This is a genomic window from Pseudomonas sp. Root401 (genome assembly GCF_001425105.1).
Lineage (GTDB): Bacteria > Pseudomonadota > Gammaproteobacteria > Pseudomonadales > Pseudomonadaceae > Aquipseudomonas > Aquipseudomonas brassicacearum.
On the sequence record NZ_LMDO01000012.1, the window covers coordinates 197784 to 219121 of the forward strand.

General features: G+C 61.2%; 18 protein-coding genes. 8 read left to right on the top strand and 10 right to left on the bottom strand.

What is annotated here, in order from left to right:
- Positions 1-62: 62 nt before the first annotated feature.
- From ASC85_RS10895 to nudK, 5 genes are all read left to right on the top strand, one after another.
- Positions 63-536: a tripartite tricarboxylate transporter TctB family protein gene (locus ASC85_RS10895; protein ID WP_057449321.1), complete on the top strand. Its 474-nt coding sequence runs from the start codon at positions 63-65 to the stop codon at positions 534-536.
- A 9-nt stretch (positions 537-545) separates the two neighbouring features.
- Positions 546-2066 carry a tripartite tricarboxylate transporter permease gene (locus tag ASC85_RS10900; protein WP_057449322.1) on the top strand — a complete coding sequence of 507 codons (1521 nt, stop codon included), beginning with the start codon at positions 546-548 and terminating at the stop codon, positions 2064-2066.
- Between the two features lie 79 nt (positions 2067-2145).
- On the top strand, positions 2146-3303 hold the full coding sequence (locus ASC85_RS10905) for an L-talarate/galactarate dehydratase (RefSeq protein ID WP_057449323.1): 1158 nt from the start codon (positions 2146-2148) through the stop codon (positions 3301-3303).
- Positions 3304-3355: 52 nt separating this feature from the next.
- On the top strand, positions 3356-4789 hold the full coding sequence (locus tag ASC85_RS10910) for an FAD-binding oxidoreductase (protein ID WP_057449324.1): 1434 nt from the start codon (positions 3356-3358) through the stop codon (positions 4787-4789).
- A gap of 52 nt (positions 4790-4841) precedes the next feature.
- Entirely contained in the window at positions 4842-5438 is a 597-nt protein-coding gene (gene nudK, locus ASC85_RS10915) for a GDP-mannose pyrophosphatase NudK (RefSeq protein WP_057449325.1), read from the top strand.
- On the opposite strand, the gene ftrA is transcribed toward nudK, so the two are convergent.
- On the bottom strand, positions 5435-6421 hold the full coding sequence (gene ftrA, locus ASC85_RS10920; RefSeq protein ID WP_057449326.1) for a transcriptional regulator FtrA: 987 nt from the start codon (positions 6419-6421) through the stop codon (positions 5435-5437). The two genes, nudK and ftrA, sit on opposite strands and share 4 nt — an antisense overlap.
- Before the next feature lie 131 nt (positions 6422-6552).
- Here ftrA and ASC85_RS10925 point away from each other — a divergent pair, with 131 nt between their 5' ends.
- Positions 6553-7542, top strand: a complete 990-nt coding sequence (locus tag ASC85_RS10925; protein WP_057449327.1) for an aspartate-semialdehyde dehydrogenase — start codon at positions 6553-6555, stop codon at positions 7540-7542.
- A gap of 63 nt (positions 7543-7605) precedes the next feature.
- Here the strand turns inward: ASC85_RS10925 and ASC85_RS10930 are convergent, their stop codons facing one another.
- Positions 7606-9819, bottom strand: a complete 2214-nt coding sequence (locus ASC85_RS10930) for an LTA synthase family protein (RefSeq protein ID WP_057449328.1) — start codon at positions 9817-9819, stop codon at positions 7606-7608.
- 334 nt (positions 9820-10153) lie between these two features.
- Between ASC85_RS10930 and ASC85_RS10935 the strand changes: the two genes are divergently transcribed.
- Positions 10154-11056 (top strand): LysR substrate-binding domain-containing protein, encoded by a 903-nt coding sequence (locus tag ASC85_RS10935; protein WP_057449329.1) that lies wholly within the window; start codon positions 10154-10156, stop codon positions 11054-11056.
- 125 nt (positions 11057-11181) lie between these two features.
- Positions 11182-11808: a glutathione S-transferase family protein gene (locus ASC85_RS10940; RefSeq protein ID WP_057449330.1), complete on the top strand. Its 627-nt coding sequence runs from the start codon at positions 11182-11184 to the stop codon at positions 11806-11808.
- Between the two features lie 168 nt (positions 11809-11976).
- Here the strand turns inward: ASC85_RS10940 and ASC85_RS10945 are convergent, their stop codons facing one another.
- Genes ASC85_RS10945 through ASC85_RS10980 form a run of 8 tightly spaced genes read right to left on the bottom strand, consistent with a single transcriptional unit; the run spans position 11977 to position 20980 of the window.
- A complete protein-coding gene (locus tag ASC85_RS10945) occupies positions 11977-13107 on the bottom strand; it encodes a glycosyltransferase family 4 protein (protein WP_057449331.1) in 1131 nt (376 codons plus the stop codon).
- A complete protein-coding gene (locus ASC85_RS10950; protein ID WP_057449332.1) occupies positions 13108-14238 on the bottom strand; it encodes a glycosyltransferase family 4 protein in 1131 nt (376 codons plus the stop codon).
- On the bottom strand, positions 14229-15596 hold the full coding sequence (locus ASC85_RS10955; protein WP_057449333.1) for a glycosyltransferase family 4 protein: 1368 nt from the start codon (positions 15594-15596) through the stop codon (positions 14229-14231). The genes ASC85_RS10950 and ASC85_RS10955 overlap by 10 nt, the downstream gene beginning before the upstream one ends.
- Positions 15593-16858 (bottom strand): ABC transporter ATP-binding protein, encoded by a 1266-nt coding sequence (locus tag ASC85_RS10960; RefSeq protein WP_057449334.1) that lies wholly within the window; start codon positions 16856-16858, stop codon positions 15593-15595. The genes ASC85_RS10955 and ASC85_RS10960 overlap by 4 nt, the downstream gene beginning before the upstream one ends.
- Positions 16858-17655 carry an ABC transporter permease gene (locus ASC85_RS10965; protein ID WP_014340968.1) on the bottom strand — a complete coding sequence of 266 codons (798 nt, stop codon included), beginning with the start codon at positions 17653-17655 and terminating at the stop codon, positions 16858-16860. Before ASC85_RS10965 ends, ASC85_RS10960 begins: the two co-directional genes overlap by 1 nt.
- Positions 17655-19097, bottom strand: coding sequence for a mannose-1-phosphate guanylyltransferase/mannose-6-phosphate isomerase (locus ASC85_RS10970; RefSeq protein ID WP_057449335.1), 1443 nt, complete (start codon positions 19095-19097; stop codon positions 17655-17657). Before ASC85_RS10970 ends, ASC85_RS10965 begins: the two co-directional genes overlap by 1 nt.
- A gap of 3 nt (positions 19098-19100) precedes the next feature.
- Positions 19101-20069, bottom strand: coding sequence for a GDP-mannose 4,6-dehydratase (gmd, locus tag ASC85_RS10975; protein ID WP_057449336.1), 969 nt, complete (start codon positions 20067-20069; stop codon positions 19101-19103).
- Positions 20066-20980: a GDP-mannose 4,6-dehydratase gene (locus tag ASC85_RS10980; protein ID WP_057449337.1), complete on the bottom strand. Its 915-nt coding sequence runs from the start codon at positions 20978-20980 to the stop codon at positions 20066-20068. Before ASC85_RS10980 ends, gmd begins: the two co-directional genes overlap by 4 nt.
- Positions 20981-21338 lie beyond the last annotated feature (358 nt).

Sequence of the window (21338 nt, forward strand, 5' to 3'; positions counted from 1 at the left end):
CCGGGTGTGCGCCGCGTTGGCAAGCACCCGATCGCCAGTCCTTTCCAGCAAGAGGAGCCTGTATGGATTCCTATAAAAGAAACGAGCTGATTGCCGGTCTGGCCATGCTCGGCGCCGGCGTGGCTTATCTGATCTTGACCCTGAGGCTGCCGCATCGCGGTTTCGTCGATGCCGCGTTTGTACCCTGGGTACTCGCCGTCGCGCTGTGCCTATTGGGAGCATTGCAGTTGTGGGCGTGGCGAAAGCTGCCGGACAAGAGCCCTGAGCCGACGGAAAAGCCGGAGTCGATCGATTACCCGACGGTCTTCAAATCCCTGGCATTGGTGCTGCTGTTTACAGCGCTGCTGGAGACCGTGGGTTTCGTGATCATGACGGTGCTTTATCTCTATGCCCAGTTCATCGTGCTGACCCCGGCGGAACAAAAGGTCAAGCACCTTCAATACGCGTTGATAGCGGTCGTTTCGTCAGTTCTGATTTTTTACATTTTTCGCCATGGTTTCGACTTGCTCCTGCCGGTCGGTTTATTGGATTTCTAGGGGACGGCCATGATTGAACTCATGCAAACAGGCTTCGCGGCCGTACTGACACCCTACGTCTTTCTCCTGATCACCCTCGGCGTTGCGGTGGGGATCGTTTTTGGTGCGGTGCCCGGGCTCTCGGCGACCATGGCTATCGCGCTGTGCTTGCCGCTGACTTACTCGATGGGGCCAGGCCCTGGCTTGGCGCTGCTGGTCGCGCTGTTCGTCGGCGCCACCTCGGGAGGGCTGATATCGGCGATATTGCTCAACATACCGGGAACACCGGCCTCCATCGCCACGACATTCGATGGTTGGCCGCTGATGAAACAAGGCCATGGCGTCAAGGCGCTTGGGATTGGCGTGGTGTTCTCGTTTCTTGGCACGATTTTCAGTATCGCCGCGCTGATGTTCATCGCCCCGATCCTGGCGGAACTGGCCCTGAGCTTTGGCCCGCACGAATACTTTTCCATCGCGATTTTCTCGCTGACGTTGATCGCCACGCTGTCTACGGGCTCGCTGGTCAAAGGCTTGTTTGCCGGTGCCCTGGGTTTTGCCTTTTCCACCGTGGGGATCGCCCCGGTCGAGGCCATTCGCCGCTTTACCTTCGACCTGCCGAGCCTCAATGGCGGCTTCGCCATGCTCACGGTCATGATCGGTATGTTTGCCGTCGCCGAAGTGCTGAAGTTTGCTGAAAGTGCGCGCCTGAGCCACCGGGCCAAACCACAGCACGTCAGTATGAAAGGCGTGAAAGGTTTCGGTTTTTCGATGAAGGAATTTGTCGGTCAACTGCCCAACGCCACTCGTTCATCCCTGATCGGCCTCGGTATCGGCATCCTGCCTGGTATCGGTGCCGGTACGTCGAATATCGTTTCTTACATCGTTGCAAAGAAACGCTCCAAGACGCCTGAGGAGTTCGGTAAAGGCAAGATCGACGGCGTGGTCGCCAGCGAGACGGCGAACAATGCCGGTATTGGCGGCGCGATGATTCCCCTGCTGACGCTCGGCATTCCCGGCGACACCACCACGGCGGTGATGCTTGGTGGCTTCATGATCCACGGCATCCAGCCCGGGCCTCTGCTGTTCATCAGCCAGGCACCGTTGGTCTATACGATTTTCGCCGCGCTGATCCTCGCTTCCGTGCTGATGCTGGTGCTCGAGTTCTACGGCCTGCGCATGTTCATCAAGTTGCTGGCGGTGCCCAAGCACATCCTGCTGCCGATCATCCTGGTCTTGTGCGTGGTTGGGGCCTTCGGCTTGAACAGCCGGATCTTCGATGTCTGGGCGGTGTTGCTGTTTGGCTTGCTGGGGTACGGGTTCGTAAAAGCCGGTTTGCCGATTGCACCGTTCATCATCGGTTTCATCCTCGGTCCGATGGCTGAAACCAACTTGCGCCGTGGCTTGATGCTGTCCGATGGCAACTTCGGCGGCTTCCTGACCAATCCCATCTCGGCGGGCTTTCTCATCCTGGCTGCCGCCTCCATCTCCTGGCACCTGGTGACGGTCATTCGCCACAGGAAAAGTGCTGCTATTGAATTGATGCGCAGCTAGCCCGCTGCTTTCGTCCGCATTCGCTGCTGCAACACGAATCCGGGTTGCAGCAGCCGACCCAAACGTTCGGAGCATAGCCATGCAAGACACGCCTCAACTGTCTTCCGCCGACGACGACCGCATTGCCTGGGTGCGCGTGGCCTCGGTGTTCCTGCCATTGGCCAACCCCATCAGCGATGCGAAGGTGTTGACCGGTCGGCAAAAGCCCATGACAGAAATCGCCATGTTGTTCGTGGAAATTGAAACCCGGGATGGCCACCGTGGCCTGGGGTTCAGCTATTCCAAGCGCGCCGGTGGCCCTGGGCAATTTGCCCACGCCCAGGAAGTCGCCCCCAGCCTCATCGGCGAAAATCCCAGCGACATTTCAAAACTGTGGGACAAGCTCTGCTGGGCGGGTGCCTCGGTGGGGCGCAGCGGCCTGGCCACACAGGCCATTGGCGCATTCGATGTCGCCCTGTGGGATCTGAAAGCCAAGCGGGCCAATCTTTCCCTGGCTCGCTTGCTCGGCGCCCATCGTGATTCGGTCCAGTGCTACAACACGTCGGGTGGATTCCTGCACACGCCGCTTGATCAATTAATGATCAATACCGACCTCTCTCGAGAAAAGGGCATCGGTGGCATCAAGCTCAAAGTCGGTCAGCCTGACCAGGCACTGGATCTGCACCGGGTCAGCACCATCCGCAAACACCTGGGTGATGACTTCCCATTGATGGTCGACGCCAACCAGCAATGGGACCGGCCCACTGCGCAGCGCATGTGCCGCCAGTTGGAGCAGTACAACCTGGTCTGGATCGAGGAACCGCTCGATTGCTATGACGCCGAAGGTCATGCCGCGCTGGCGCTGCAATTCGATACGCCGATCGCCACCGGTGAAATGCTCACCAGCGTTGCCGAGCACTGGGAGTTCATCAAGTTGCGCGCGGCCGATTACCTGATGCCCGACGCGCCCCGTGTCGGTGGCATTACCCCTTACCTCAAGGTCCAGGCATTGGCCGAGCAAGCGGGGCTGATGATTGCGCCGCACTTTGCCATGGAGTTGCACATTCATCTGGCCGCCACGTATAGCCGTGAGCCCTGGGTGGAACATTTCGAATGGCTGGAGCCGCTGTTCAACGAGCGCATGGAGACGCGTGACGGGCGCATGCTGGTGCCTACCCGGCCTGGCCTGGGGCTGTCCTTGAGTGAACGAGTGGCGGGCTGGACGGCGAACCAGGCTGAGTTCGGGAAGCGTCCCTAGTGGCAGTACTCGAATTGACCGTCCAGGCCACGAGCCGCTTGAGGGGAGAGATATGTCGTCGTTAAGCCATGAAGTCATCCGACGCATCGAGCAGGTGGTCGGACCGTCAGGGTTGGTGCGTGATCCCGAGCTGATGCGCGGCTATCTGACGGACTGGCGTAACGCCTACCAGGGCCAGGCTGCCTTGGTGGTACGCCCGGCCACCACCGCAGAAGTGGCCGACGTCGTACGGCTCTGCCATGACGCCGGGATTGCCTTGGTGCCGCAGGGCGGTAATACCGGTTTGTGCGGCGGCTCGATCCCTGATGCCTCTGGCAACCAAGTGGTGCTGTCTTTGACCCGGATGAAGCGCATCCGTGAAATCGACTTGGCTAATGAAACCATCACGGTCGAGGCCGGGGTGATCCTGCAGCAGTTGCAGGACGCCGCCACTCAGGTTGATCGTCTGTTCCCGCTGTCGCTGGGGGCAGAGGGCAGCTGCACGGTGGGCGGCAATCTGGCGACCAATGCCGGCGGGACCGCGGTGCTGCGCTACGGCAACATGCGTGAATTGACCCTTGGCCTGGAAGTGGTATTGCCCGACGGGCGCATCTGGAGCGGGTTGCGTGGTTTGCGTAAAGACAACACCGGCTATGACCTCAAGCATCTGTTTATCGGCTCGGAGGGCACGCTGGGTATTATCACCGCGGCGGTGCTCAAACTGTTCCCGGCCACCCACAGCACGGCGACTGCTTGGGTCGCGCTGCCTTCGCCGCAGGCGGCGGTGGACTTGATCGGCCATATTCGCAGCCTGTGCGCCGACCGCCTGACGGGCTTCGAGATGATGTCGCGCCAGAGCCTGGACTTTGTCCTGGACCATGTGACCGGTTGCACTGATCCGCTGGAAACGAAGCACCCTTGGTACGCCTTGATTGAATTGCGCGACACGGTGCCCGACGCGCCCTTGTCGCTGTTGCTTGAAAACGGCCTGGCCCACGCCTTCGAGCACGGTTGGGTCGTTGATGCGGTATTGGCCAGCAGCCAGGCACAGGCCGCAGCGCTATGGGCGCTGCGCGAAGGTATTTCCGAGGCGCAGAATCATGAAGGCCCCAGCCTCAAGCACGACATCAGTGTGCCCGTGAGTCGGATACCGGAATTCATTGAGCGCACCGACAAAGCCCTGCAACAGGACTTCCCGGGCGTGCGCATCGTTTCCTATGGCCACATGGGCGACGGCAACCTGCACTACAACATCAGCAAGCCGGTCGGCGATGCGGACGCTTCGTTCAAGGCCCGCGAACACGCGATCATGCAAGTCATCTATAGGATGACCAGTGCCTTCAACGGCAGCATCAGTGCCGAACATGGGCTGGGACAAGCCAAACCTGACGCGGCGGTCCGCTTCAAGGACCCTCTGGAGATCGAGTTGATGCGTGCCATCAAACGCACCCTGGACCCGGCCGGGTTAATGAACCCCGGCAAGGTTTTCACCGCCGGCCTGGAGTGATCGAGCCGGCCTCTGCTAGCCTCCCGCTCAAATACCAGACATGGAGTGGGTGATGACACAAGTAACCGCCACCAAAGATCGCGTACGCATCAAGCACGTCGAAGTCCTCTCGGATGATTGGTACGTGCTGCGCAAGACCACCTACGACTACCTCGGCCGCAACGGCCAATGGCGCGAACTGACGCGCGAGACCTACGACCGGGGCAACGGCGCCACCATCCTGCTGTACAGCAAGGCCAAGCAGACCGTGGTGTTGACCCGGCAATTCCGCTTCCCGGCCTTCGTCAACGGGCATGACGACCTGTTGATAGAAACCTGCGCTGGCCTGCTGGACAACGACGACCCGCACACCTGCATCCGCAAGGAAACCCAGGAAGAAACCGGCTATATCATCCAGGACGTGCGCAAGGTGTTCGACGCCTTCATGAGCCCGGGTTCGGTGACTGAACGGGTGCATTTTTTCGTCGGCGAATACTTCGATGAAGACAAGCAGCACGCAGGCGGCGGCCTGGAAGCCGAGGGCGAAGAGATCGAAGTGCTGGAGCTGCCCCTCGACCAGGCCTTGGGCATGATCGAGACCGGGGAGATTTGCGACGGCAAGACCATCATGCTGTTGCAGTACGCCAAGCTGCATCGGCTGCTGGATTAGCCCCAGGCCTCCTCCGGGCGACCCTCACCGCCGCCGAATCTTTCGCGATAGGCGGAGGGCGGCAAACCGATAGCGTTCCTGAACGCGGCCCGGAAACTCTCCACCGACCGATAGCCGCAGGCCTGGGCGATGCCGGCCGTGCTCTGGTCGGTGCTTTCCAGCAGCGCTCGTGCCCGGTTCAAGCGTTCCTGTTGCAGCCAGGTCTTGGGCGGCAGGCCGGTGGTTTCGACGAAGCGGCGCAGGAAGGTGCGCTCGCTCATGGCGACGCGGGCGGCCATGTCGCCGACGCTTAGGGGCTGGTCGAGGTTTTCACGCATCCACTGCAGGACGCGGGTCAGTTCGTTGCGTGGTGACTTGCTCACGGGGGCGATGATGAACTGGGCCTGGCCACCGGTCCGTTGCGGCGCCATGACCAGGCGACGGGCCACCGAGTTGGCGATGTGCGTGCCGAAGTCCCGGGCAATCAGGTGCAGGCAGGCGTCGATGCCGGCGGCGCTGCCGGCTGAGGTGATCAATTGCCCGGAATCGACATACAGCACATTCGGGTCAACCGTGATCAGCGGGAAGCGCTCAGCCAGTTCTGCGCAGAATTGCCAATGGGTGGTCGCGGTCTTGCCGTCCAGCAGCCCGGTGGCAGCCAGGGCAAACACCCCCGAGCAGATCGACAGCAGGCGTGCACCGCGGGCATGGGCGCGGCGCAATGCTTGTAATAACGCTTCAGGAGGCGGTTCGTGGTGGCTGCGCCAGCCGGGGATGATGATGGTTCGCGCGGTATCCAGTGCTTCGAGGCCCGCGTCGACGGCTATCCGAAGGCCTCCCAGCGCATGCATCGGTCCAGCGTCGACGGCGACGATTTGATGGCCATACCACGGTACATCCAGCTCAGGGCGAGGCAGGCCGAAGATCTCCAGGGCGATACCAAACTCGAACACGCAAAGGCCTTCATAAACGAGGATTGCCACGGTTCCGGGATGCGCATGCATTTGGCGTAAATCCACCGTTTATTGTCTTGCGCTGCACTGTAGCGGACGGGCCCGTCTCCCTACAATCGATCGCAGGTAATCGGGACAACCAAGACGGTTGAGCCTTTGCAAAGGTGGATAAGGGACGCGAAATGAAGAAAGTCGCCGTGGTGGGCTGCACCGGTGCAGTGGGCATGACCATGCTGCAATTGCTTGAAAATACCGATTATGAAGTGGTGTGCATGGCCTCTGGCCGTTCGGCGGGCAAGCGCTTGAAGGTGGGGAAGGGCGAGCACCTGGTCGAAGCCTTTTCGGTCGAGGGTTGTGCCGCGTGCGATATCGTCTTCCTGTGTGTGTCTGGGGCTTTCGCCTTGGAGTATGGCGAGCGTCTGGCTGAGAACGCCTACGTCATTGATAACTCCTCGGCCTTCCGTTACGACCCGGCGATTCCGCTCCTGGTGCCGCCCATCAACGGTCAGCGCTACAAGGGCGAAAAACTGATCGCCAACCCCAATTGTTCCTCGGCTATTGCGCTGATGGTGCTGGGGCCGCTGCATCAGGCCTTCGGGTTGGAGAGCGCGATCATTTCCACTTACCAGGCCGCCAGTGGTGCAGGGCAGTCAGCGATGCTGGAGCTGCGGGAGAAGGCCAAGTCCTTTAGCGATTATGGCGACCGCGATGACAGCGAGTACTTCGCCCATAACCTGGCCTTCAACGTGATTCCCCAGGTCGATTCGTTCGAAGCCAATGGTTACACCCGTGAAGAAATGAAAGTGGTCTGGGAGCTGCGCAAGGTCCTGGATGAGCCGGCGTTGGCTATCAGCACCACGGCGGTGCGGGTGCCGACCCTGCGCTCCCATGCCGAGAGCCTGAGCCTGCGGTTCAAAGAGCCCATCCAGTCATTGGCGCAGGTGCGTGAGTTGTTGCGCGCGGCGCCGGGGGTTGAAGTGGTGGATGAGCCGGAGTATGGCGCCTATCCGATGCCCATGACTTCCACCTACAAGCATGCGGTGGAAGTCGGACGGATTCGCTACAACCTGATCTATGGCGAGCATGGGCTGGACCTGTTCATCTGCGGTGACCAGTTACTGCGGGGGGCGGCATTGAACGCGTTCGAAATCATGCAATTGATCAAGCATTGATCAAGTCCGGCCCCGAACAATAAAAAAACGCGCCGCCGTGTTCAGGGGTTGCGCGTTTTTCGTTCAGCTGGATTGGGCCTCGCTGTCTTCCTGCATATCGTCCAGATATTCCGGCTGGTCGGTCTGGTCCGGCAGTTCGGTCACGACGCTGAAGTCGCTGATCTCGATGGCGCCGACGCCATGGCCGAGCAGATGGAAGGAAAACGCCTTGCGCTGCTGCGGGTTGTCGAAACGGAGGTTCATCACCAGCGGCTGGTCGGATGTCACCGCGACGTCTGTCGGCAGGTCCATCGACACATCCTGCTCGAACTCCTTGGCCTTGAGGGAAATGTAGGCGGCATGGTCTGCCTCGACGGCGCGGATGGTCAAGCTGACGCGAGTCTGTGAACCCTTGGGCATTTCCAGATATTGGGCACCGATCAGGTTATCGGTCCAGTCGTTGGTGACCTGGGCCGGCAGCGGGATTTTATCCGCACTGCCGAACTGATAGTGCTGGTTCAAGGGGGTGCGCAACAGGGTCTGGTCCAGGGCCGTGGCCCGGGCGCCGATCAGCCTGGCGCGCTGGCCGCTGTATTGCCCGCCATACGTGGCGCGGTCGGCGATGAAGCCTGCGCTGGCGTAGTCACGGCAATGCTGGAGGAAGTCGCACTCGGTAAACGTGCCCTTGCCGTTGTGATAGCGCAGCTTGCCGTTGGTGAACGACATGATTTCCCGGCCCGTCGGGTAGTCCCGGAACATCGAGCGGCCGGACAACGACGTGGGTACCGTAAAGCCGAGGTAATCGAGGATCGAGGCGGTCAGGTCGACGTGGCCGTAGGTGCCGGACTTGATCCTGGGCAACGGCTCCGGCGCCAGCGTCAGGTTGAACCCCCAGGACGAGGCCAGCCGCACGTCGTCGATGCCATGGGATTCGTCCGAGGTGATGACCACCAGGGTATTGTCCAGGATGCCCTGGCGTTCCAAGCCCGCGAGGAAGTTTTCCAGGGCGTCGTCCAGGTAACCCACCGCTGCCTGCTTGGCGGTGTCGTAGCGTTGCAGGTAGTCATCCGGTGCCGAGTAGGGTTGGTGCGTGCCCACGGTCAACAGGGTCAGCATCCAGGGTTTGTCTGCTTGTTGCAGCTGCCCGACATAGTCCAGCGCGCCTTCGAAGAAGGTCTTGTCGTCCTTGCCCCAAGGGAATTCCAGGTAGGCGGGGCGAGTGAACCACTCCATGCCCAGGGTCGTGTCGAAACCGATGTGCGGCATGATCCGGTCCTTGGCCATGAACCGCAGGCCCGCGCCCTGCAGGAAATGCGTGGAAAAGCCGTTCTGGCGCAACTGGGCCGGCAGGCAGGCCTGGTTGCGCTGGGTCTGGTTGAGCATTTCGACGCCTTTGGGCGTGCCGTTGTCGAGTTTATCGTAGTCGCCACACAGCATGGCGTAGAGGCCGCGAATGGTCTGGTGGCTGTGCAGGACGTAATCGGGTGTGTTCATGCCCCGCTCGGCCCAGGCACTGAGGTGCGGCATCAGGTTCTCCTGATAGCTGCTTTTCAAGGCCTGACGGTTGGCGCCCACATAGGCGCCGGGAATGCCCTCCAGGGCGATGATCAGGACGTTGCGCGCACGCCCCGGTTCGGCCAGCAATCTGTTGCCATCGAGGTCCAGGCGAGTCAGCCCCTCCATCGGCGGGGCCGGGTCCACCGCATCGCCGTCGAGCCATTGTCGGGCCTGGTCCTGCCCGGCGGCGATACCTGCGGTGACGAGTTGGTGAGGCAGGTTGAACACGTTCCATTGGTCCACCTCGCTGGGGCGCCAGGCTTGCAGCGCGCCGTGGCTCAGCAGGAGCAACACGGGCACGGCCCAGGCGTGGCGAGGCAAGCGTGGCGCCTGGCGTGGGCGGCTGGTCCATTGAGTCATCAGCCAGAACGCCAGCGCGGCCAGCTGGAGTGCGGCCAGCCAGGGATGAGCGAAGCCGCCGCTGGTGGAGTTTTCAACGAACTGCGGGTCGGTCAGATAAAGTATGTCCGAAGGATTGGGCATCCGCCCGACCGCGCTGACCAGCTCGATGCTGGCCAGCGTCAACGCGCTCCAGGCCAGCAATACCGGGAACGCCAGCCACCCGGGACGGCGATGAAGCAACACGATCAGCAATCCGCCGATACCCAGGTCCGAGAGATAACCCAGCGGGTCGGACCAGCCGAGGGCGAGACGCAGGCCCATGGGGACGAGTAGTACGCAGCCAATCAGGGCGATGAGGGCGGCGCGGGGGTGGGTTGAAGCGCGATAAAGAATATTCACAAGAAACAGGCCTTTCGTTGAAGCCAATCCATTGAACAACACACCAACCCTGTGGGAGCGAGCTTGCTCGCGATTGCGGTGTGTCAGTCCATATGGATTGCGGCTGACCTGACGCTATCGCGAGCAAGCTCGCTCCCACAGAGGGTTCTTCCTTCGGTCATGAAATTGTCATGAGGAGGGATGGTACCAAGGGCAATCGCCCCTGGCCGAGGCAATGTCCCGGTGTCTGGCTGCGCTACGCTGTGGTTCACTGGCCCAGGCCTCTACAATGGCCGCGTAGCGCTGCTTTGAGACGCGCAGAAAACTTGTATCAGGATTTCTCATCGGGGGATGGATGGACAGGTTCCAGGAAATGCAGGTTTTCCTCGCTGTGGCCCAGGCGTCGGGGTTCTCGGCGGCAGCGCGGCGCCTGGGGCTGTCGGCGGCCAGCGTCACGCGGGCGGTGGCGGCGTTGGAGCAACGCATCGGCACGCCATTGCTGGTGCGCACCACCCGCAATGTGTACTTGAGCGAAGCCGGCCAGCGCTTTCTCGAGGACTGTCGCCGGATCCTGAGCGATTTGCAGGAAGCCGAGGATTCGGCGGCCGGCAGCCACGTCCAGCCCCGTGGGCAGTTGACGATTACCGCGCCGGTGCTGTTCGGTCAGTTGTTCGTCACGCCGCTGCTGGTGGATTACTTGCAGCGGTTCCCCGAGGTCAGCATCAACGCGTTGTTGTTGGATCGCACGGTCAGCCTGGTGGAGGAGGGCATCGACGTTGCCCTGCGCATTGGCGAGCTGCCGGACAGCAACCTGCACGCCGTGCGTGTCGGTGAAGTGCGGCGGGTGGTGTGCGGCGCGCCCGGTTTCTTCGCACGCCACGGGCGGCCCCGGCATCCGGAGGACTTGGAGCGAATGCCCGTGGTGGCGTCATCGGCCATTGGCCAGGTCAAAAGCTGGACCTTCATCGATTCAGGCCAACCGTTGGCCGTCCGGCCCGTGCCTCGGTTGGTGGTGACGGCCAACCAGGCGGCGATCACGGCAGCCTGCCAGGGGTTGGGGATGACGCGGGTCCTGTCTTACCAAGTGGCAGGCAACGTGGCGGCCGGGGAGCTGGAAATTGTCCTGGCCGATTTTGAATTGCCGCCTCTGCCGATCCATGTGGTGTACCAGGGCGGACGCAATGCGCCGGCGCGGGTCCGCAGTTTTGTCGATTTCGTCGTCGGTGCACTGCGCGAACATCCGGCCTTGAGCGGTTGAAGCATTGTTTCTCTGGCTGAAACAATGGATTGCATTTCTGGGTGATTCTCTTGGTTTTGCCTTGAGCGGAAGATGACCCCATCGACGCCGTTGTGCTGATGGCGTCACTTGCTGCGGAGTCGACCATGAACCCTATCAAGCACTATCACTTCCCGCTTTCCGGCCATTCCCATCGCGTTCAACTGATGCTCTCGTTGCTCGGGCTGCCTGTCGAAGAGGTCTTCGTCGACTTGGCCAAGGGCGCGCACAAACAGGCGGACTTCCTGGCGCTCAATGCGTTTGGCCAGGTACCGGTCATTGACGATGACGGCGTGGTGCTGGCGGACTCCAACGCGATCCTGGTGTACCTGGCGCACAAATATGGCAAGGGCCGCTGGCTGCCGACCGATCCTGTTGGCGCCGCCCGGGTGCAGCGCTGGTTATCGGCGGCGGCTGGGCCGATCCATGCGGGCCCGGCCACGGCGCGACTGATCACGGTGTTTGGCGCGGCCTACAACGCTGAGGACGTGATTGCCCGTTCCCACAATGTGCTGAAAGTCATTGATCAAGAGTTGAGCAACCGTGCTTATCTGGCGGGTGACGCTGTGACCGTCGCGGACATCGCCGGCTACAGCTACATTGCCCACGCACCGGAAGGCAATGTGTCGTTGGAGGGCTATGCCAATGTGCGGGCCTGGCTGGCGCGGATTGAAGCCTTGCCCGGTTTCGTGGGCATGCCGCGTACGGTTGTCGGGTTGCAAAAGCACGCCTGAAACGGACCCGGTGGCGAGGGGGTTATCTTTCACTGTGGGGGCAAGGCTTGCCCGCGATGAAGGCACTGTGGTCTTTCAGAGATCGAGGCGCCTGTTTCGCGAGTAAGCTTTGCTCCCACACGGTAGAGATAGATCCCTCACCACAGCAATTGCATCGTTCCAGTAGGCCTATGCATAGGAAAGCGCCTTTTCCTCCAGCAGTTCCTCGTATAGCCGCACCCACTTGCGGCCCATCTCTTCGGACGTGAACAACTGGCGGTAACGGGCTTCGGCCCTGGCGCCCATTGCCTGGGCTTGTGCCGGGTTTTCCCACAGGGTGCGCATCGCCTCGCGAAAAGCTTCGGGATTGCTCGGTGGCACCACCAGGCCGGTTTCTTCGTGGATATTGATGTAGCTGGTGCCGGTGCCGATTTCGCTGGAGATCATCGGCTTGCCGAACATCGCGCCTTCGAGCAGCGAGATGCCAAAGGCTTCGGAGCGCAAGTGCGAAGGGAACACGATGGCATAACTCAGTTCCAGCAGCGCGACCTTGTCTTCGTCTCCCAGGCGTCCGAGAAAATGCAGGTTGCGCAGGCCCAGTGCCTCGGCCTGGGTGTGCAGTTGTTTTTCCAGCGGGCCGGCACCCACGATGACCACGGGGTAATCCACGCCTTTGAGGGCGTCGAGCAGAATGTGCAGGCCTTTGTAGTACCGCATTACCCCCACGAACAAAAAGAAACGCTCGCCCAGTTTTGCCTTCCACCCCGCCATGCGCTCGGCGTCAGGCTGTGGATAACTGGTCTTGTTCAGGCCGTAGGTGATAATTCGGGTCTTGGCGGGGTATTCCTTGAGCACATCGCTGGTATGAACATAGTTCGGCGACGCCGCGACGATGCGCTCGGCACCGTCCAGAAAGCGCCGCATCAAGGGGCGATAGAGCTTGAGCAGGTGCCGCTGGCGAACGATGTCCGAATGGTAGGTCACGACGTAGGGTTTTTTCACGGAGGTGAAAAAATGCACCAGGTCCATGAACGGCCAGGGGAAGTGGTAGTTGATCACGTCCGCTTCGGCGGCCAGCTCACGGAATTTCCTGAACACGCTGTAGGAGAAGCCGGTGGACGCCAGTTGGAAGTCCATTCGCGCCTGATGAACGACATGCTGTCGGATCTTGATCGGCTCGGACGCCGGCTGCCTGCTCAGGGCCAACACGGTGTTATCGATACCCAATCGGTCAGTGCTGTCGCACAGCTGGAAGATGACCTGTTCGATGCCACCCATGGAGTCTGGCAAATAGGTTTTGTAAAAGTGCAGGACTCGCATTCAACCTCCCAAGACCTGGCGATACGCTTGGGCGGTGACCTTCGCACAGCGTTCCCAGGAAAAAAGCGCCGCTTGTTGCAACCCCGCTTCGCGACACGCTTGCCAGTGCTGGGGATCTTCCATTAACCGGACCATGGCTTCGCGCATGCCTTGCGGATCGTCCGGCTCGCAATAATTGCCGGCCGGCCCGGCCACCTCGGGCATCGCCGAGCAACGGGTGGTAATTACCGGTGTGCCGCTGGCCATGGCTTCAAGCACCGGCAGGCCAAAGCCTTCGTAGTAGGACGGGAAAATCAGTGCCCGTGCCCCCGCCAACAGTTGGGCGACCTGTTCGTCAGGCAGGTAACCCGCCAGACAAACATGACCGCCGGCCAGGGCGCCTTTCAACTCATCATTGAGCTGTGCCTGTTGCCATCCGCTCATTCCTACGATGAACAAAGGAAAGGTCTGACGTACGGATTCAGGAAGCCCGGCGTGGGCACGCAGGGCCAGTGACAGGTTCTTGCGCGGCTCCAGGGTGCCGACACATAGAAAGTAACGACCGTGCTCCAGGCCATGGGCCTTGAGTACGGCGTCAATGGCTGCGGGTTCGCGCGGATGGAAACGCGCCGCCACGCCCAGCGGAGCGACCCGCAGGCGCTCGGTGGGGAGGCCGAAATGCTGTTGCACTTCGTCGGCGATGAACTGCGAGTCGGTCAGAATCAGTTGCGCCAGCTCCACCGCACGGCCGAGCCGTCGCTCGATTTCCTTCAGGCGTGCCGGCGGTTGCGTTTCGGGGTAGCGCAGGTGCGTGAGGTCATGGAGGGTGATCACCGTCGGCCCCTCGAAGGCCAGCGGCCAAAGGCTGGGTTCGTGATACAGGTCGATGGCCTTTGAACGGCCTTGATCGAAGCGTTTCTGCTCCAGCCAGCGGCGCGCCTGATAGGCTCCCGGAACCCGCCGAAGCCAGGGGCTTAGCTTTGAATAGCCAGGCGCGGCCGTTTGCGGCAACTGCGAGCTCCAACCCCAGCCATGAAACAGCGACAACTGCACATCCGGCTCCCGGGCCAGGGCAGTGGCCAGCTCCGCTACGTAATGGCCGATGCCAGTGCGAGGGGCCTGGAGGATGCGTGTGTTGAGGGCTATCCGCATGCTGTTTCCCGGTCGAGGGCCATTTCATTGATGTGGTACTCGATCCGCTCCACCAATTGCGCACTGGCCTGGTGCCAACTCAGCCATTGCCATTGTTCCAGGTCGCGCTTGGCCGGGAAGACCCCAGTGTGTTCCATGTCGATGACCAGGTTTGCCAGGCTTTGAGGATCGTCGAGATCGAAATAGGCCATGAACTCACCGCCGATTTCCCGAAACACTTCGATATCGCTGCCCATCGCCGGCAAGCCGCGCTGCATGGCTTCCACCAGGGGCAGGCCGAAGCCTTCCACATAGGACGGGAACACCAGCGCAGTGGAGTGGCGATAGGCGTGTTCCAGGCTTTGGTCTGATAGGTTGTTGAACATGAACAGGCGACTGTCGAGTTGCGGATGACGCCGGATACGTTCGATCAGGGCCTCGCACTTCCAGCCGATTTTCCCGACGATGCACAGCCGCGCTTGGGAGCCGGCGGCCCAGGCCCGCTCGAATGCGTCGAGCAGGTAAGCGTGGTTTTTGCGCGGCTCGATGGTGCTGACCATCAGGAATACTGGCTCGGGTTGCTCAAACAACCGCAGCAAGTTCGGGTCTACGGGGTGAGTGGCGTCAATCAGGTCCAGTTCGCTGCCCAGATGAAAATAGTCGAACCAGCGCTCGCGCACCATTTGCTCGCCAATGCGCCGGACCATTTCCTGGCGAACCTGATCGCGAATGGTGGTGGAGATGGCGATGTAGCCGTCGGCGGTGCGGGCAATCCAATCGAACCAATGGTTGAACACCTTGACCAGCCCGGCGTCGCAGAATTGCGGATGGGTCAGGGGGATCAGGTCATAGATCACCGAGATGATCCCGACGCCATCACGCTTGAGCTGTTCGGCCAGGGGAAAGAAACCTGAGTGCCAGGAAGAGTCCAGCAATACCAGTTGATCGCCGGCCCTATGTTTCAGCGGTACGCTGCGTTCCGGGGCAGGCTCGCGTCTTAGGAGGCGATCAAGGATTCGAATGGGGAGGTTCAGGCATGCCAGGGCGAACAGTCGGCAGACAATGTACAAGAAGCGGCGAGCCCAGATCGACTGGTTGAAGGGGCGCCACCGTTCGAGGGTCCGCTGTCGGAGCCAGAACAGGTTGGCGAACTGCACCAACCGTGCCCGCAGGTCAGCCAGATCCAGCCCGTTCGAGGGCAAGGGGGCCAGGCTTTTCACTTCGTACAGCTTGCCCTGCAGCATCACCACGGGAATGCATTCGTGCTTGCGGTCGATGGCTGGCAATTGGCGGATGACATTGCGCACTACCCGCTGGATGCCGGAGTTGTCATTCGGGTGGTCGTATACATAGGTGCAATCCACCAACAGACGGCTCATGGCAACTCCTTTTGCGGCAACGCCTCGACGGCAGTCTGGCTCGAACGCTGGATACTGGTCCGGGCCTGGAGCCAGGAACAGCCGACGAAATCCTCCTGGCGATTATTGATCACGTGAAACACCAACCCGTAGTCGCGCCATTCGAAATTACGATCCAGGTGCGAATCCAGCCGCGACAGGCTGAGCGCGACGGAGTAATTGCCCTTGCCCAAGCGCATGTCGAAGCTGAAGCGGAAGGTGATCTGTTCGCCGGCCTTGAGGTCGGTCACGGCTTTGTCCTGGCGATGGGTATTGATGCCGTACATGGGCTGGCCAAGACGGTCCTTGATCAAAAAGCCCAGCACCAGCCGCTCGATGTCCTGGCGGATTTCAACTCGAACTTGCAACACCATCGGCTGGCCGATCTCGGCCACTTCCACCGGCTGCCCCTGACTGTCGAGCAGTTGTACATCGATGATGCCCGCCTCGCCGGTGCCGGAAATCGTGCGCACCTGGCCGTTGGCGAGCATTTCCTGGCGGACCACCTGGCCTTCGCGCTGGGCCAGCATCGCGTTGTAGTAATCCATCACTTCTTCGGGCTTGCCGCGCATCGCCATGCGCCCGTGTTCAAGCAGGATGGCGGTGTCGCAGATCGACTGGATCGCCGAGCGATCGTGGGACACGATCAGCAGCGTGGTGCCGGCCTTGCGGAAGCTGCGGATGCGCTCGAAGCTCTTGTGCTGGAAGTAGGCGTCGCCCACTGACAGCGCCTCGTCGACGATCAGGATGTCCGGGCGCCGGGCGGTGGCGACGCTGAAAGCCAGGCGCATCTGCATGCCGCTGGAATAGGTGCGTACCGGCTGGTCAATGGCCTCGCCGATTTCAGCAAACCCTTCGATCTCGGGCATCAAGGCTTCGATTTCTTCCACCTGCATGCCCAGCAACTGCCCGGCCATGAACGCGTTCTGGCGGCCGGTGAAGTCCGGATGAAAGCCCATGCCCAGTTCCAGCAGCGCGGCGACACGACCCTGCAACTGGATGTGGCCGCAGGTGGGTTGGGTGGTGCCGGTGATCATCTTGAGCAACGTGCTTTTGCCGGCACCGTTGACCCCGACGATGCCGACGGCTTCCCCGGGCTGGATCTCGAAATCCACGCCTTGCAGGACCCAGTGCAACTGATGACGCTGGCGGGAAAAGGGGATCAACCATTCGAACAGCCGGCTCCAGCGGTTCGGATACTGCTTGTAGGCCTTGCCCAGGCCACTGACGCGCAAATGTCCCATCAGAGTTCGTCCACCATTTCACCGCCGCGCCGACGAAACATGCGCAAGCCCAAGGCGCATAACAGCAGGCCGACCACCAGCAATGGCACCAGCGAGCTCCAGACCGGCCATTGGTTGTAGAGAAACAGGTTCTGGTAGCTCTGCATCAGGGCGGTCATGGGATTGAAGGCGAGCAGTTGCTGGATCGGCGGCGGCAGGATCGTCATCGGGTAAACGATCGGCGTGAGCCAGAACCAGAATTGCAGACAAATACCGAACAACTGCCCGACATCACGGAAAAACACATTGAGGATCCCCAGCAGCATGCCCAGCCCGGCGGCGAACATCACTTGCAGGGCCAGCAGCGGCACCAGGGCCAGCAAGGTCATGCCCGGCCAGCGCCCGGTGATCAACAGGAAACCGAGAAACAGCCCGAGGATGATCGCGAAGTTGATCCCGGCGTTGAACAGCACGATCACCGGCAGGCAGATCCGGGGGAAGCTGATCTTCTTCAGCAGGTTGGCGTTTTCCAGGAACATGCCCTGGCTGCGGGTGGTGATTTCCGCGAACAACCCCCAGGTCAGCAGCCCGGCGCAGAGGTAGACGCTGTAGGCCATGCCGTCTTCGACCCCGGGCAGGCGGGCACGCATGATGTGGGAAAAAATTACCGTGTAGACGAGGATCATCGACAACGGGTTGAGCACCGTCCACAGCGCGCCGAACAACGAGTTGCGATAGCGCGCCTGGAACTCGCGCTTGACGCTGCCAAGGACGAAACCGCGATAGCTCCACAGTGTGCGTTGCAAGGCCAGCAGCATCAGACGGCCCTGCCATAGTGATCTTCGAAGCGGACGATGTCGTCTTCGCCCAGGTATTCGCCGCTCTGGACCTCGATGATGACCAGGTCGATGACGCCGGGATTCTCCAGGCGATGCTTGTGGCCGGCGGGGATGAAAGTCGATTCGTTCTTGGCAACCAGGTGCGAACCCGAGCCGTTGTTGGTGACCTTGGCCATGCCTTCGACCACCACCCAGTGTTCGTTGCGATGGTGGTGCATTTGCAGCGACAGCGACGCGCCAGGCTTGACCACTATGCGCTTGATCTTGAAGCGTGGCCCCTCTTCGAGCACGGTATAGCTGCCCCATGGGCGGCTGACCGTACGGTGCAGGCGATAGGCTTCGTGTTCCTTGTCCTTGAGTTGCCGGGCAACGCGGCGCACATCCTGGGCACGGTCGGCATGGGCCACCAGCACGGCATCGGCGGTGTCGATGATGATCAGGTTCTCCACGCCCAGGGCAGCCACCAGTCGGCCTTCGCTCTGGACGAAGTTGTTCTGGCTGTCGATAAACAGGGCCTCGCCGGTGGCGCGGTTGTTTTGCGCATCGGCGGGCACCAGGCTGGCAACGGCGTTCCAGGAGCCGATATCGCTCCAGTCGAATGCGGCGGGAATCACCACGACGTTGGTGGAGCGCTCCATCAGGGCATAGTCAATGGAGATGTCTGGCATTTCGGCGAAATGCGCTGCGGATAACTCCTGCTGCACACACCCTGAGGTTTCCACCGCCGTGCTGGCCGTGACACAGGCGCGTGCCTGTTCCAGCAGCTCGGGGGCGTGGGCTTGCAGCTCCGCCAGCAGGGTCTTGACCGAGAAGCAGAACATCCCCGAATTCCACAGGAAGCGGCCGCTTTCCAGATACTGCGTGGCGGTCTGCAGGTCGGGTTTTTCGACGAAGCGCACGACCTTGGCCGCGCCCTTGGTATCCAGGGGCTTGCCCCGTTCGATATAGCCGAAGCCGGTTTCCGGTGCCGAGGGCAGCACGCCGAAGGTCACCAGATGGCCGGTTTTGGCCAGTTCCACGGCGTGCTCAACGGATGCCTTGAAGGCGGCCTCGTCCTGGATCAGGTGGTCGGCGGGCATGACCACCAGAATCGCATCGTCACCGTGCAGGGCCTGTACCGCGAGGGTGGCCGTGGCGATGGCCGGCGCGGTGTTGCGACCTGTCGGTTCGAGCACGAAGTGACCGCGATAACGCTCCAGGTGGGCGCTTTGATAGTGGTCGCGGCTCTGGAAGTAGTACTCGCGATTGGTGACGGTGACGATGTCGCCCCGGCCGTCGAACAACCCAGCGGCACGCCGATAGGTCTTGCCCAGCAGCGACTGGCCGTCGGGCAAGAGCATGAAGGGCTTGGGGTGGCCTTCGCGGGACACCGGCCACAACCTCGTCCCGGCCCCGCCGGAGAGAATCACGGGAATGAGCATGGCCTACTCCTTGGCGACGCGTTTCATGTCCGCATCCATCATCAGGCGGATCAGGGTGTCGAGGTCGGTCCTGGGCTTCCAGCCCAGGACGCGTTGTGCCTTGGCCGGGTTGCCGAGTAGCACTTCGACTTCGGCCGGGCGGAAAAACGCCGGGTCGACCTTGACGAAGTCACGGTAGTCCAGGCCCACGTGTTCGAAGGCAATCCTGCACATCTCGCGCACAGTGGTGGTGACGCCCGTGGCCACTACGTAATCGTCGGGAGTGTCCTGTTGCAACATCAGCCACATGGCCTCGACGTAATCGCCGGCAAAGCCCCAGTCGCGCTTGGCGTCGATATTGCCCAGGCGCAATTCCTGCTGCTTGCCCTGCTTGATGCGTGCTGCAGCGTCGGTGACCTTGCGGGTGACGAACTCGATGCCACGCAGTGGTGATTCGTGGTTGAACAGGATGCCGCTGCTGGCATGCAGGCCGAAGCTTTCCCGGTAGTTGACGGTGATCCAGTGACCGTACAGTTTCGCCACGCCATAGGGGCTGCGTGGGTAAAACGGCGTGTGCTCGTCCTGCTGTTCGGCCTGGATCAGGCCGAACATTTCACTGGTGGACGCCTGGTAGAAGCGCGTATGCACGCTGAACTGGCGAATGGCTTCGAGCAGGTGGGTGACCCCCAGTCCATCGACAATGCCGGTGGTCACGGGTTGGTCCCAGGAGGCCGCGACGAAACTTTGCGCGGCCAGGTTGTACACCTCGTCCGGCGTCGACTTGATCACGGCCCGTTGCACCGAGCAGGCATCGGCCATGTCACCGTCAAGGTAAACGATGTCCTGTTCGATGCCCATCTCTCGCAGCCGCCAGCGCGAGTCGCTGCTTCGTCGCGCCACCAGGCCGTGGACCTTGTAACCCTTGTCGAGCAGCAACTTGGCCAGATACGCGCCGTCTTGACCGGTGATCCCTGTGATCAATGCACTTTTCATTCTTGTTGTACCCGTATCTCCCAGTCGGACAGGATCGCCCGCAAGGATTGTTGTGTTGTTGTTTCAGGCGTCCATCCGGTGGCCTGTCGTAGCTTGGCTGGGCTACCACAGACGCGACGCTGTTCTGCGCGGCGAAGACGCGCAGGGTCCTGGATCAGTTGCACGTCGACCTGGGCGATATCGCCCAGTTGTTCGATCAGGCTGCGAATGCTCTGCTCGCGGCCCGAGCAGATGTTGTAGACCTGCCCCGGGACGCCTTTGTCCAGCAGGGCCAGGTAGGCCGAAATCACATCGCTGACATCGAGGAAGTCGCGGGTTACGTCGATATCACCCACTTGCAGCCGGGCCGGTTGCAGGCCCAGCTTGATCCGGCTGATTTGCCGGGCGGCGCTGGCAATGACAAAGCTGTCCTTCTGCCCGGGACCGATATGATTGAACGGGCGGGCCACCAGCACCGGCCAGCCTTCGCTCATGCCCCATTGCAGGCTCAGCAGTTCGGCCGACAGCTTGCTCACCGCATACGGGTTGCGCGGGGAGGGCAGTTGCAGTTCGGTAATCGGCAGTTGGTCTTCGCTGACCTGGCCATAGACATCACCGGAGCTGACGTACAGGAACGTCCCGGTGAAACCCCGGGCCTTGAGGGCCTGGAGCAGGTTCAAGGTGCCCAGCAGGTTGATGTGCAGGGTGCGCGCCGGATCGCGGAAGGCTTCAGGGACAAACGTCTGGCCCGCCAGGTGGACCACGGCGTCGGGAATCTCGGGCCAGAGGCCTTCGAGGGTCTTGGGATCCGTCAGGTCGTAGCGGGCAGCGACAGGCATCACCTGCCACGCCGAATCATGACCGTTCAGTCGAGATTTGATGTGACGTCCAACGAAACCGCTGAGGCCCGTAACGAACAGACGTTTTTTCAAGTACCAGCCTCCTTGACGGTTGCTTCCTCTGTTGCGAACTGAGTGGGAAATTTCCGTAAGATCGGGGAAAAATCACTCAAATCTCGTCCTGAGAAGCGTTTGTTGTAGTTGTTTGGTTGTCAATTTGTGCCAATTTCGACGCAATTTCAACAGCGCAAACCGTGACCGGTCAGTTCTCATATTTATAGCGGGTTTATTCTCGCCGGGCGGTTCACGAACCCTTGGTGGATGTGTTTAGAATGCCGCTCGTCACAGTGTCCCTGGTTTCGATCTTCGAGATGAGCCCAGGGGCGGGACCCTAAAAAAACAAGAACGAGACGGGTAGTGAGATGAACGACGCGTGGCGGCCTCCGGGCCG